Below are 13,981 nucleotides of genomic sequence, written 5' to 3'. Positions count from 1 at the left end.
TACCTAACCTTATCTAAATATTCCGTTAGGAAAAACCACAGGACTTTCAAATCCGTTTTTACCTACGGCAGAAACTCCGAAAAAGAAATTGTCAATAACAATACCTTCTAAGGTGAACTCAGTAACATCGCCCACATAACGGCTGTTGTCCCAAGTAGGAGAGGTAGTATCTCTCCAATATATTTTATATCCTTTTGCGCCTTCTACTTTACTCCATTGAAACTTTGCCGCTGGTTGAACAATTCCGCCAATTTTTACCGTAGTTGGTGAAGGTGGAGCCCAAGCTAAAGATGCTAGATTAATAGCGTTTACAGCAGTTAATTTAGCTGCATATTTAAAATTCACATGTTCTAGAACATCGCCATAGGCAATGCCATCTTCAACACGAATATCTTGATGTTGTTGTGTATAATTTTCGTGAGCTTCCATAATGCGAATACCAGGAAATCCAGCATCATTAAAAGGTCTGTGGTGTCCGCCTCTTCCAAAACGATCTAAACGGTAAATCATCATCGGGTTCATTTCTGGCATATACTGCTTCACATTTTTATGAACGTAACGGGCAAGTTGTCTTGAGATACCATCAACCTCGCCACCATAAAAACGTCTTGCTTTACGTTGCTCTTCTGTTTCGGTAGGCGGTACTGGTTCTGAGAAAATTCTGAAATCAACATTACTAACAATACCATCTACACCTGTAATGTTACCGATCATATCATTATTGAAAATTCCGATAACCTCCCAACCTTGGTCTTTTGCATACTGCGCAACGCCACCACCGCCGAATAAACCTTGTTCTTCACCAGATAAGCCCATATAAATAATACTGTTCTCAAAGGTATATTTAGAAAGAACTCTTGCTGCTTCGATAGTACCTGCCATGCCGCTAGCATTATCATTTGCACCTGGAGATTCATCAGTGTAATTGGTAGGGTCACTTACCCTAGAATCGATATCGCCGCTCATTATAATATAGCGATTAGGGTATTTTGTTCCTTTTTGAATAGCTATAACATTAACTACTTCTACATCTTTTACTATACGGTCGTTAGCACCCTTCTTTACCAAATCTTTTTGATAAATAACATTTAAACAACCATTACAAGCACTTGATGTTTTTTCGAATTCACTTTTAATCCACCTTCTTGCTGCTCCAATACCTCTTGTTTGAGAAATAGTATCGCTTAATGTATGTCTAGTACCAAAATTAGTTAGCTTGGTGATATCATGTTCTATGCGTTCAGCAGAAACAGCATTGATAATATCATAAATGCGTTGGTCTGTTTGCGCAGACATAATAAACGTTGAAGTCAGAAGACCAATAAGAAGCAATTTTTTCATTTCAATCTGGTTTATATTTTTAAAATGGTAATCAGTGTGAAGTCTGATACATGGGTCTAAAATACAATTTGTATTCTCGAATAGCTATAGTTGTTCTAAAACCAATAAAAACAAAAATCGGGAAATGAATTATATAGTACAATAATTATATCACATTTTCTTATTGATTTTGGTTGCATCAAAGTCGATAGCATGAATTATCTAATCTTCTTATCCATTAGGTTATAAACTCCCAGTATCGGACCTATGGCCAAGGGAATAAACAATAGATAAATAGGGATGATACTTTGAAGCAATCCTAAGAGTTGAATACTGAAAATTGTAATGGAAAATCCGATACAGTTCACCAAAGTAAGTGCTGTTCCTTTTAATTGAGGTGTAACGGAAGAAGCAACGAGATTAGAGAATTGGGGTGAATCAGCGGTAACAGCAATTCCCCATAAACACCATCCTAATAAAAAAATAGGTGTAGGCGATGATAATAGAAGAGGGGAGACTACGCAAAATAACCCAGATACCGATAACGCAATCATGGCTACTTTTTTACTACCTATTTTTTGTGATATCATTCCGCCAAATACACAAGACGCTCCACCGAGGGCAATTATAATTCCTGTCCATAACGGTACAGAAATTTCACTACCTGTTTGCCTATTAAACCAAAAGATAGCAACTGGAGTAAATGCCCAAAAGGCATATAATTCCCACATGTGTCCGAAATACCCAAAGGCTGCTTTTCTGAACTCAGAATTTCTAAAAAGTTTAGGACCTGCATCTAATTTTAAAGAAGGACTTACTACTCTGTATGGTCCATTAGGAACTAAAACAAACAAGAGCAAACCTCCAATTGCCGTAATACTCGAAGTTATTTTTATAACACTATTAGGATGACTACCCCAAGAGCTTCCCTTAATTAAAAATGGAAAAGCTGTGCCTAAAACTAAAGCACCCACCAGAAAACCTAATGCTTTACCCAATCCTTTATCATAGTAATCCGCCGCTATTTTCATACCTACGGGATAAATGCCAGCAAGAAAAAAACCAGTACTAAATCGCGCAAGCATAAGTCCGAAAACACTAAGATCAGGTAAGATTAAAAATAGGTTTGATAGGGCTGCTAAAATTGCACAAAGCATAAATACTCGCGATGGGGAAAATCTGTCGGCTATCATTAGTACACCGAACAATAAGGTTCCAATAATAAAACCAAACTGAACGGATGATAATACATAACCAATTATGTCGGCACCAAAGTCTAGCTTTTTTGTTAAAGATTCTAAAATAGCATTACCTGCAAACCAGGTCGATGTACAGGCAAATTGAGAAAGTATTATTATCGGGAGAATATGCTGTTTTGATTTCAATAGATTATCGTACAAAAGTGACTTTAGCAATTTTTCCGTTTTCAACCTCATATATTGCTACAGCATTAAATGTAGTGCCATTTGCGGTTATAAATTCTTCATCAATAACTATATTACCAATGACTATTCTATTTACTATTTCACAATTCAAATCAGCAGTTGATTTAAAGAAATTTGTGTAGTTGATTCGCATAGCATCGATACCATCTGTATTTAATATACCAGGATAATCAAATAGTTTGACATTTTTGGAGTAGGTATCTAAAAACCCGTTAATATCTCTACTGTTATAAGCGTCAAGTTGCTTTTGTACTATGATTTCTGGATTGGTACTTGTTTTTGAATCTCTAATGAAAGACATACTTTTTATAAGTCCGTCCGTTTCATAAACCGCAACCTGTTGGTTTTGCCTTCCGTCAATAGTAACGACCTCTTGATCAATAACGGTAGATCCAATACGTATTCTTGAGGCTACTTTGACTTCTATCGAAGGTGTTTTTTTATAGAAAGCCTCATAATTCTCTTTCAATTTTTGTCTTCCTATGTACAAAGTATCCCTTGGGAAGTTTTTGACCACTACATCTTGAGAAAAGCATGCAGCAAATTCTTCTAAATCTCGAACGTTGAATGTTTCAACTTGTTTGTCTATAATTTTATCAGGTGAATCTTGGGAAACAATGGCAATGTATTTTCCATTAGGACTTATAGCCATTCTAGACATATTATACATTTCAGAAGGCTTGAATTGATGAAATAATCCCCAAATTCCCATAGTATCTGCTGGTACCTGAGCAATGATTTTATCAGTACTTGCGAGTATAGTGTTCGCTGACAACCAAGTAATATCATCCCTACCATTCCAGATATAATTAATGGTTTTTACCTCTTTTGAAACAGGGTTAAGCGATTTAATTTCTAATGTTTTATTCTCTTTAGATATATAACTGATTAAATCAGTATTTGGAATTTTATGTAACGACCTTCCAACGTTTTTCTGAACAGTATAATTGGTTTTGTCTTTTAGATTAGAAATTACTAAATCCATTCTATCTTCAATTAAGACTGTACACACGATAATATCATTGGAATACCACACATGATACCCTACTTTTAAACCATTTAAGATTATTTTTGATTTACCAGTCTTTAAATCATACTCATATAGGCGTTGCAATCCATCTTCATCTAAACGAATAGCAGATATCGCATCTTTATAAGGAATCTTTAAAGGAGAATATTCACTTCCATTAGGTGTATCGGTTATCCATACCGTTGTACTATCCTTAATGTTATAAAGAGCAATATCCGTTTGTTGGTTTCTTGTTGAAGAAAAAAGAATCTTTTCATTATCGAAGAATGAAGGCTGATTATCATAACCTTCATTGTTAGATATATTGATGACAGAGTCAATTTTTAACGAATCATTTTCCAAGTTTAATTCTGCTAAGTAAACTTCTGTACTTTGTTGTGTGAAAACATTTAAGTAGCAAAATACACTTAAGAGAATAGCAAAATAATTCTGATTCATGATAAACTATTTAAAATAAATGGAACTAACGTTCTTCGGCAAAGCGTTTTAGAATTGAACGAACATTTTTAGTGTTATCCACAAAGTATTTCGCTTGAGTTTTTTGTCTACCCACCTTTACAGTAATTGATTCTTTAGGCAGCTCCTGAAACATAAATTCATCGGTCCAATCATCGCCTATAGCGAATACAAAATCATATTCATGTTCGGTGTACACTCGCATAGATGCACGACCTTTATTAACGTTACTACTCTTAATTTCCATTACTTTATTTCCGTTAAGAACACTCAAATCATCATTGGCAATAAGGCTGGTAAGTACGGTATTTAATTCTACTGATCTCTTCTGCCCAAAATCGGGATCTGTTTTTCTATAGTGCCATGCTAACGAGTAGTTCTTTTCTTCAATAAAACTACCAGGAGTACGATCAACAAATGATTCTAGTACAGGTAATATTTTTTCCATCCAATCTTTCTTCACATTTTCGAGCATTCTAAATTCTTCACCACCCTGTGAAATCCATACACCATGCTCCACAATCATATTGTATTTTTTTGGTAAGAACCATTTGGTAAATGTTTCTTTATCTCGACCGCTAATCAAATACATATCGGTGTTTTCTTGCGAAGAAATTTCGTCTAATAATCGATACAATTCTTCATCTGGTGCTGCTTTTTGCGGGTCATTATGAAAACCGGCTAGCGTACCATCATAATCTAAAAAAACCAATCTTCTTTTGGCCTTCTTATAATCTGTCATAACCGTATTCATTAAGTCAACGGATAAACGCTTTGTTTGGTTTGACTGGTCTTTTTCTTTCTGATTAATCAAAGAATTCATAAAGTCATTGGCCCATTTTTCAACGTTATAGCGTTCCAATCTTTTTTGTAATACCGTATTTCTTGCTATCTGCTCTTCTTTTGGCATGTTAATGGCTTCATTTAAAGAATCTGCTATTTGCTCAAAATTATTAGGATTGATTAATAATGATTCATTCATTTCATTGGCAGAACCAGCCATTTCACTTAATATTAATACGCCAGTCTTATCAGTTCTAGTGGCAATATATTCTTTGGCCACTAAATTCATTCCATCCCTAATAGGTGTTAACCACGCTATATCAGATGATGTATAAAGATCTATTAAATTCTCGAAAGGCATGGATCTGTAGAAATACCAAATTGGTGTCCAGCTTACTGTAGATAATTCTCCATTGATTCTACCTACTAATTCATCAATTTCTCTTTTCAATAATTGATATTGAGGTACGTTTGATCTAGAGGGTACGGCAAGAATGATCAACCGAACCTTTTCTTTGTAATGGGGGTATTTATTAAGAAAATATTCAAAAGCTTTAAGACGTTTTGCAATTCCTTTTGAATAATCTAAACGGTCAATAGATAAAAAGAATTTTGTGTCAGGCGCTGATTTTTTATGGGTGTCTAAACGTTTTTGTAATTCAGATTTCTGTTCTTCACTACGTTGTGAATGCTCTTTGGCCGCTTCACTGAATTTTTTATAATCAATGCCCATCGGAAAAGAATCCACTTTAATGACCCTTTCGTCTAAATAGATATCATTGAAGCTTACTTCTAAGCCTAATAATCTTCTAATAGAGCTAAGAAAATGACGCTCATAGTCATAAGTATGAAAACCGATTAAATCTGAGCCTAAAAGGCCTAAAAGGACTTCTTTACGCCAAGGTAGTGTTCTAAATATCTCGTATGACGGGAAGGGAATATGTAAAAAGAAACCAATTGAAATATCTGGTCGTTCGGCACGAACCATTTGAGGCACTAACATTAATTGATAATCATGAATCCATATCGTATCATCATTTTCTGCTTTTTCTAAAATGGCATCGGCAAATTTTTGATTTACTTTTTTATAGATTTCCCAGCTTTCTAATTCAAATTCAGCATATTCTAAGAAATAGTGGAATAATGGCCAAATCGTTCTATTGCTAAATCCGTAATAAAAACCATCAACCTCTTTTTCGGTTAAATTGACCTTAGAAGAACCATGTTCTGACAAAGCACTATCAATTTTAGTAGTTAATTCTTCCGGAATTTCCTCATCGGTGAGTCCGCTCCAACCAATCCAAAGGCTATCACCACCAGAATGAACAGATTTCATACCAGTTGCCAAACCTCCAACACTTGGTACTGCAGTGATCTCACCATTGCTAATTTGTAATTGAACGGGTAGTCTATTTGAGATAATGATAGTTTTAGCCATAAAAGAGGTTTATTTGCTTCTTCTTGATAATTATTTTTCTAAATTTCGACAAAAAGGAGGGTAAAAGCAATTGAAACCTCATATGAATTAAGATTTTTATCGAATGGATAATTTAGATTACGGAATAATAGGGAATTGTAGAAGTGCGGCGTTAATTTCAAAAACAGGAAGTATTGATTGGTGTTGTTTGCCAGAATTTGACAGTCCGTCTATTTTCGCAAAACTATTAGATGATGAAATAGGAGGTAGTTTTGAAATTAGGGTTAATGAATCATATGATATTTCCCAAAAATATGAGCCCTTTACGAACATTTTAATAACGTCTTTTAAGTCGGGAGAAGATCATTTTGAAATTCATGATTTTATGCCGCGCCATAGAAAAGAAGGAAATACCTATCATGCCCCACCAGAATTAATCAGGTATTTCAAGCATGTATCTGGCACCCCTAATTTCTCAGTACTATATGACCCAAAACTTGAATATGCCATAGGAAAAACCGAATCTTTTATTAAAAAGGATTTTGTTGCAAGCCTTACTCATGATGTAAAATTTGATACTATTTTTCTTTATTCATCTTTCGATAAAGAGACAATCGTAAATAGTACTCAAATCGAACTAAAAGAGGATGGTTATATTTTAATAGGATACAATGAGAAGTTATTGCTGCCTACTACTGAACGGGCGTATTTAGATTTACAAAACACTAGAGTATATTGGTTGAACTGGTCAAATTTAACACCGACCTATAAAAAGTTTAATGAAGAAATATCAAGAAGCGCCTTAACGCTGAAATTGCTTAGTTACGACAAGACAGGTGCTGTTTTGGCAGCAGCGACTACCTCATTACCTGAAACCATAGGCGAAGTACGCAACTGGGATTATCGCTTTTGTTGGATCCGTGATGCATCTATGGTGATAAAAGTGGTTTCGGAATTAGGACATAAAAATGTAGCAAGGCGATATTTACAGTTTATTATTGACCTGATTCCTGATAAGGCAGAAAAACTGCAGATCATGTACGGTATCAATAAAGAAAAGAAGTTAACCGAAGTAACATTAGATCATCTTGCCGGTTATAAAGGTTCTAAACCTGTTCGCATTGGTAACGCTGCTTACCACCAAAAACAGAATGATATTTATGGCATTTTAATGGATGTTATTTATGAGCAAATGGTGAAGTTTAGCGTCGATATTGATAATGGTGAAGACTTATGGGCAATTACGAAAGGTATTGTATGGATCGTAAGTAATAATTGGAAAGATGCCGATAAAGGCATTTGGGAATTTCGCACAGAAGATAGACATTTTACCTTCTCTAAGGTATTGTGTTGGACCGCTTTAGATAGAGCTATCAAAGTAGCAGAAATGCTAGGGAAAAAACACAAAATTGAGAAATGGGAGCCCATACGTACCGAAATTTGGCAAGATATTTATGATAATGCCTGGAATGAAGAAGTAGGTGCCTATACCCAATCATATGGTTCAAAAGAGTTAGATGCTTCTGTATTACTTATGGAATCTTATGGATGTGTGAATGCTAAAGATGAACGTTATGTCAGTACCGTTTATGCCATTGGTAAGGAATTGAGTAATGATGGATTGCTGTATCGGTATAAGAATGAAGATGATTTTGGTTTGCCATCATCATCCTTTACAGTATGTACATTTTGGTATATAAATAGTTTATTCAAAATAGGAGAGAGCAAGAAAGCCCTTAAGCATTTCGAACAACTTTTAAGTTATAGTAATCATTTAGGTCTGTTTAGTGAAGATATCGATTTTAAGACCAAGAGATTGTTAGGTAACTTCCCTCAGGCATACTCACATTTAGCACTGATTGAGTGTGCTATTAACTTCTCTAAAAAGGAAAGTGAAGATGAAATGATGGAATCACTAAGGGAATAACATAGTTTTAATTTTACTCTAAAGCTTTTATTTAATACGTTAACGTCTATATGTGATGTATAGGTGCAAACAACTTATGGCATTAATATGATGAGGAAAAAATGTAAGGACATAAAACAAAAGGATTTTATTTGGCTTATAATTTTGATATGACTTTTTGCGCTGCAAATAGAAAATTCATACCCATCATTTATCTTTTTTAATAAGTCAAGACTTTCGATCTGGTTACTCTTCCTACAGGTAAAAAGGTAAGAGTGTAAAAAGCAAAACCTTGATAGAAGATGGTTTTTTGACCCACATTATCATTGTCCTTTCCTTAAGGTCAATAAATGACACTTCTCTTAGGCGGCCATACGAATGTTGTCTACAAAATATGTGGACAATGAACGGGTTGGTTACGATGGCCAACGCAAGGTTGCATGTGAATTTTTTTGCAGAGTATGATTTTTTGTTCAATCGATCAAACAAAATTGCCTTCTAACCATCTGATTCTTTTGTGTTACATGAACGGGACACCAGTGTCTTCGGGTGTCAATATTATGTTTTTCTTAGATAATGATTTTGAAATCGACACTACTTATAAAACTCATGTAACCTTTTCCGGTTAGATAAAATTTAGTATTAAAAAGCATCGTCAATGACTCTTTTTAATTTTATGACGTAGTGAAAAAAATACCCTTAGAAGATGTCCCAGTTTAAGAAAAGAACATTAAAAAAAATAGAATTAAAGTCTTTGCAAGAAATGGAAAAAAAATTTTTAGATAAAAAGAACTGTCTTTTTCGATTGTATAATATATCATAGAAATACACAATCTTCCTTGATTGTTCTCTACACAACAGAATAGAGTATTTACACATCTTTAAAATTGGTATACTACATATTATGTCGGTATAATACTACATTTGATTTCGCTGTAATGTCTGTTTGATGTAATCTTAGTATTATAAATAGTCTGCAAAATTTTAACCAATCCATATTTTTAATTACCAAAAAGAATGAAAAAAACCACTGTTTTAACTTTTGTAATTGTCCTTTTATGTTTTTCGGCATCTTGGGCGCAAACTACTGCCACGGTAACTTCGCTTGCGGATGATGGTACTTCTGGCACCTTGCGTTGGGCAATGACTACCGCCAATGCCGATGTCAATATCAATGAAATTATTTTCGATTCTGGGTTAACAGGTACAATTACTTTAACCTCCAACCTTCCAAATGTGGCCAGTAATATGGTCATTACAGGTCCTGGCCCTTCAGCTATTACAATTTCTGGGGATAATCAGTATAAAATGTTTGTTGTCAATACTGGCTTCGTTCTGGATATCTCTGGATTTACCTTCACGAATAGCGCAAGTGGTTCCTCTAGTGTTGGAAGTATTTTACATGTATCTAGATCAATTGTAAATGCAAGTGATATAGTATTTACGGGTATAACCAATAGCACACCATTTGTGTCTAGGGAAGGTACTTCTGCATTAAATATTTCCAATTCTACATTTAGTAACAATTCAGCAACTTTGTTTAGAAGTGATTATGGTTCTACACCTAGTACAACCTCCGATATTGAAACGGACTATACCAATAGAATTACTGTAACGGGATCTACCTTTAGTTCCAATACCGGTATCATATTTTATACAGAGCGATATGTGAAAATAGATGATTGTATTTTTACGGATAATACCAATCAAATAGGAATCTTTAGAGGACTTAATAGGTATCAGGTTTTAAACTCTACGTTTACAAACAATACAGGCTATCAATTATTTTCTTTTTATAGTGCGATAAATAACGGTTGGGGCGCAAGTACCTTAGGAACCAATAACACGCTTTTTGACGGGAATACCTTTACCGGAAATACGGGAACCATTATTAATCCAGGTTATAGTACTAACAATTACAATAAAACAACCATTTCCAATAATACTTTTGAAAATAATGGAAATAACTATACAGGGAATCCCATTGTAGTTTCTGGAAATTCTTTGTCAAATTTTATCACATCCATTATCCATTCACCCAATGATGGGACGGTGTCGGTAACTATGAGCAGACCCGTTTTTAATTCAGATTTAGGGTCTGGTGCATTGGAGGCCAATGACTTTCAATTTGCACTTTCTAGTGGCAATGCTACCTTGGGCTCTTCATCACCGACTAGTATATCTATTAGTGGAAATACCTATGTTTTAGGAATAGATATTGTGGGTACTATTTACGGAACGGAGGAGTTAACTATATCCCCAATAGATGAGAACTCTATTTATGATGCGGATGCAAATAAGGCCAGTCTAAACCAAACAATCAATCAGGTCGTTCTAAATTTTTTGGATGATGATGAGGACGGGGTTGCTAATTACCAAGATCTTTGTCCAGATACACCCGCTGGAGAAGTTGTGGAAGCCGATGGATGTACCGATGTTACCAAGCCACTTACTCCCATTGGATTCACAAGTACTGCAGGGGCGTATGCCATAACTTTGAATTGGACAGCGAACACTGATGATACGGTAGGCTATAGATTATACGGAGGTACCGATGTAAATGCATTGGAATTAATCGCAGACATTACCAATATTGGAGTTACTGAATCTAAACATACGGGTTTAATAGCCAATACTACCTACTATGGTAGTATAACGGCCTATGATTTGGCTGGGAATGAAAGCGACGCCAGCCCAATAATAAACAATGTACCCACATTGCCCTTTATCTGGGATGGGCCAAAACTCATTGTAGAAAAAATATCCAATACAGATTGGACCGAAGCTGAGAATCAAGATTTTTTAACGGATAATGTAATATTAACAAGAGATGATAATAAAAGCTTGTTCAATATTGCTAAAGAAGCAAGTTACGATGAAATGAATCACCAATCGCCTTTAGATACCGAATGGGCACATGGTACCACTGCAGATTTAGGAACACTTAATTTTTCACCTTGGGCATATGACATGTCGTTTATAGAGTGGTGTCCTCCTTGTTTTGAAAATAGAGAATTTGTACTTCATTTAATTTCAGATGATATCTATATTGATGTTAAAATTCTATCATGGGAAGAGGAGTTCAGGGGTGGTGGTTTTAGTTATGAAAGAAGTACGCCTAGTCCAGATGAAGACGGGGATCGGATAAAAGATAGTTTAGATAATTGCTTGGGAACACCTGAAGGAGAAACGGTAGATGTTAATGGGTGTTCAGACTCTCAAAAAGATGCGGATAACGATGGTGTTTCCGATGCTATTGATACCTGTGCTGATACACCAACAGGAGAAACTGTAGATGTTAATGGATGTTCAGATTCTCAAAAAGATGCAGATAACGATGGTGTTTCCGATGCTATTGATACCTGTGCAGATACTCCAACAGGAGAAACGGTAGATGTTAACGGTTGTTCAGATTCTCAAAAAGATGCCGATAACGATGGTGTTTCAGACGCTATTGATACTTGTACCGATACACCAACAGGAGAAACTGTAGATGTTAATGGATGTTCAGATTCTCAAAAAGATGCAGATAACGATGGTGTTTCCGATGCTATTGATACCTGTGCAGATACTCCAACAGGAGAAACGGTAGATGTTAACGGTTGTTCAGATTCTCAAAAAGATGCAGATAACGACGGTGTTTCAGACGCTATTGATACTTGTACCGATACTCCAACAGGAGAAACGGTAGATGTTAATGGATGTTCAGATTCTCAAAAAGATGCCGATAACGATGGTGTTTCAGACGCTATTGATACCTGTGCCAACACTACAACAGGGGAAATGGTAGATGCAAACGGTTGTTCAGATTTTCAAAAAGATGTAGATAATGATGGTGTTTCAGACACTATTGATACCTGCGCTAACACGCCAACAGGAGAATTAACTGATGCCAATGGTTGTTCGGATTCCCAAAAGGATGCAGATAACGATGGTGTTTCTGATGCCATTGATATGTGTCCAAATACTCCAACAGGAGAAACGGTAGACGTTAATGGTTGTTCGGATAGCCAAAAGGATAGTGACTTTGATGGTGTTAGTAACGCTTTAGACATGTGTTCTGATTCTCCCGAAGATGAAGGTGTAGATGGTAATGGTTGCTCAGTTAGTCAAAAAGATACAGATGAGGATGGTGTTCAAGATTCTCTGGACAATTGTCCAAGCCAATTCAACCCTGGTCAGGAAGATAGGGACGGCGATGGCCTGGGTGATGTATGTGATACCGTAGAACTAAATGTTTCACAATCTTTTACGCCTAATGGAGACGGTATTAATGATACATGGACAATCTATAATATAGAGAATTATCCAAATTCTTTGGTAAGGGTATTTAATTCTTGGGGAAAGGAAGTCTTTTCTGCAAGGAATTACCAAAACGATTGGGATGGACAATTCAAGAACTTAAACAACAAATTACCCGATGCCGGATCATATTATTTCCAGATAGATTTTGATGGAAATGGTAGCGTGGATCAAGATGGATGGTTATACATAACCGGTCTTTAGTAGAACAACCAATTACATAAAACAAACATGAAGAATATAAAAAATATAATTTTAGGTGTAATACTGCTTGGCTGTAGTACACTGTTTTCTCAACAAGAAGGCGTAGTTACTAATTATATGTACCATATGAACGCTTTTAACCCCGCTTATGTGGGAGTAAATGGTGAAACAGCTATTACAAGTACATTTAGGCAACAATGGACCGGGATAGAGGATGCACCCAGTACTCAATTAGTTTCATTTGGTACCACTTTGGGCAAGAATTTAGGGATGGGAGTCTCTATATTGAACAGACAGACCTTTGTTGAGAAACAGACCTTTACAGCAATCGATTTTTCCTATAGATTAAAAATTTCTGAAAAAGCAGATCTTTACATGGGTTTAAAAGCGGGAGGTAATTTTTATAGTGTGAATACGGCAGGTTTAATGACCTATAATCAAATGGCCGATCCAAATATTTCATCTATATCAAATTTTAATCCGAATATTGGGATCGGGGCTCTTCTTAATATTGATAAATGGCACTTCTCTTTGGCGGTTCCACGTATGTTGTCTACAGACCGTGCAGACAATGAAGATGGTCTGGTTACATTAGCCAAGGCAAGGCCGCATATGTACGCCGTTGTAGGGTATGATTTTATGTTGAATAAATCGAACAAGATTTCCCTTAAACCATCCGCTTTATTGCGTTACGTGAGTGGGGCACCAGTATCTTTGGATATCAACACTATGCTTTCCTTTGATAGTAATTTTGAAATTGGAGCTACTTATAGAACAGACTCAGCCTTTGCCGGTCTGATAAATTTTAGCATTAAAAAGCGACTCCTAATAGGATATGCTTATGAAGTGAGTACTAGAAAGCAATTGGCTGATATAGGTAATACTAATGAACTGTTACTTAGATTTAAATTTTAACTTAGCTAAGTAATCACATAATTATATAGAATTAAGAGAGGTATTTTAAATACCTCTCTTTTTTTGTACATAATCCAATCTAAGTATAGGTGATCATTTAAAAATTAATTTTTAATGTATTGGGAGATGTTATTAAATTTTAAAACATGTCCATAAATTGTATAAAGAATGAAGCCTATAAGGATTTGTAAGGTATTTTAATA

7 protein-coding genes are annotated in these 13,981 nt (G+C 35.4%); 3 read left to right on the top strand and 4 right to left on the bottom strand.

From position 1 onward, the window contains the following. Positions 1 to 9 precede the first annotated feature (9 nt). The 4 genes from AAC084_RS05310 to AAC084_RS05295 all read right to left on the bottom strand — a co-directional run bounded on the left by AAC084_RS05310 (position 10) and on the right by AAC084_RS05295 (position 6,472). Positions 10 to 1,341: a M28 family peptidase gene (locus tag AAC084_RS05310; RefSeq protein ID WP_339837895.1), complete on the bottom strand. Its 1,332-nt coding sequence runs from the start codon at positions 1,339 to 1,341 to the stop codon at positions 10 to 12. 197 nt (positions 1,342 to 1,538) lie between these two features. Next, the gene (locus AAC084_RS05305; protein WP_339837893.1) at positions 1,539 to 2,735 is read right to left on the bottom strand and encodes an MFS transporter; all 1,197 of its coding nucleotides are present in this window, start codon (positions 2,733 to 2,735) and stop codon (positions 1,539 to 1,541) included. Continuing rightward, the gene (locus tag AAC084_RS05300) at positions 2,710 to 4,233 is read right to left on the bottom strand and encodes a nuclear transport factor 2 family protein (RefSeq protein WP_339837890.1); all 1,524 of its coding nucleotides are present in this window, start codon (positions 4,231 to 4,233) and stop codon (positions 2,710 to 2,712) included. Before AAC084_RS05300 ends, AAC084_RS05305 begins: the two co-directional genes overlap by 26 nt. Positions 4,234 to 4,258: 25 nt before the next feature. Then, positions 4,259 to 6,472 carry a bifunctional alpha,alpha-trehalose-phosphate synthase (UDP-forming)/trehalose-phosphatase gene (locus AAC084_RS05295; protein ID WP_339837888.1) on the bottom strand — a complete coding sequence of 738 codons (2,214 nt, stop codon included), beginning with the start codon at positions 6,470 to 6,472 and terminating at the stop codon, positions 4,259 to 4,261. 103 nt (positions 6,473 to 6,575) lie between these two features. On the opposite strand from AAC084_RS05295, the gene AAC084_RS05290 reads away from it, so the two are divergent. The 3 genes from AAC084_RS05290 (at position 6,576) to AAC084_RS05280 (ending at position 13,778) form a co-directional block, all read left to right on the top strand. Continuing rightward, complete coding sequence (locus tag AAC084_RS05290) at positions 6,576 to 8,378, top strand: glycoside hydrolase family 15 protein (RefSeq protein WP_339837886.1); 1,803 nt, start codon at positions 6,576 to 6,578, stop codon at positions 8,376 to 8,378. A gap of 996 nt (positions 8,379 to 9,374) precedes the next feature. Then, positions 9,375 to 12,863 (top strand): thrombospondin type 3 repeat-containing protein, encoded by a 3,489-nt coding sequence (locus AAC084_RS05285; protein WP_339837883.1) that lies wholly within the window; start codon positions 9,375 to 9,377, stop codon positions 12,861 to 12,863. A gap of 27 nt (positions 12,864 to 12,890) precedes the next feature. After that, on the top strand, positions 12,891 to 13,778 hold the full coding sequence (locus tag AAC084_RS05280) for a type IX secretion system membrane protein PorP/SprF (RefSeq protein ID WP_339837880.1): 888 nt from the start codon (positions 12,891 to 12,893) through the stop codon (positions 13,776 to 13,778). Positions 13,779 to 13,981 lie beyond the last annotated feature (203 nt).

Source organism: uncultured Maribacter sp., assembly GCF_963977385.1.
Classification (GTDB): Bacteria; Bacteroidota; Bacteroidia; order Flavobacteriales; family Flavobacteriaceae; genus Maribacter.
This window is presented reverse-complemented; position numbering and strand designations above follow the sequence as displayed.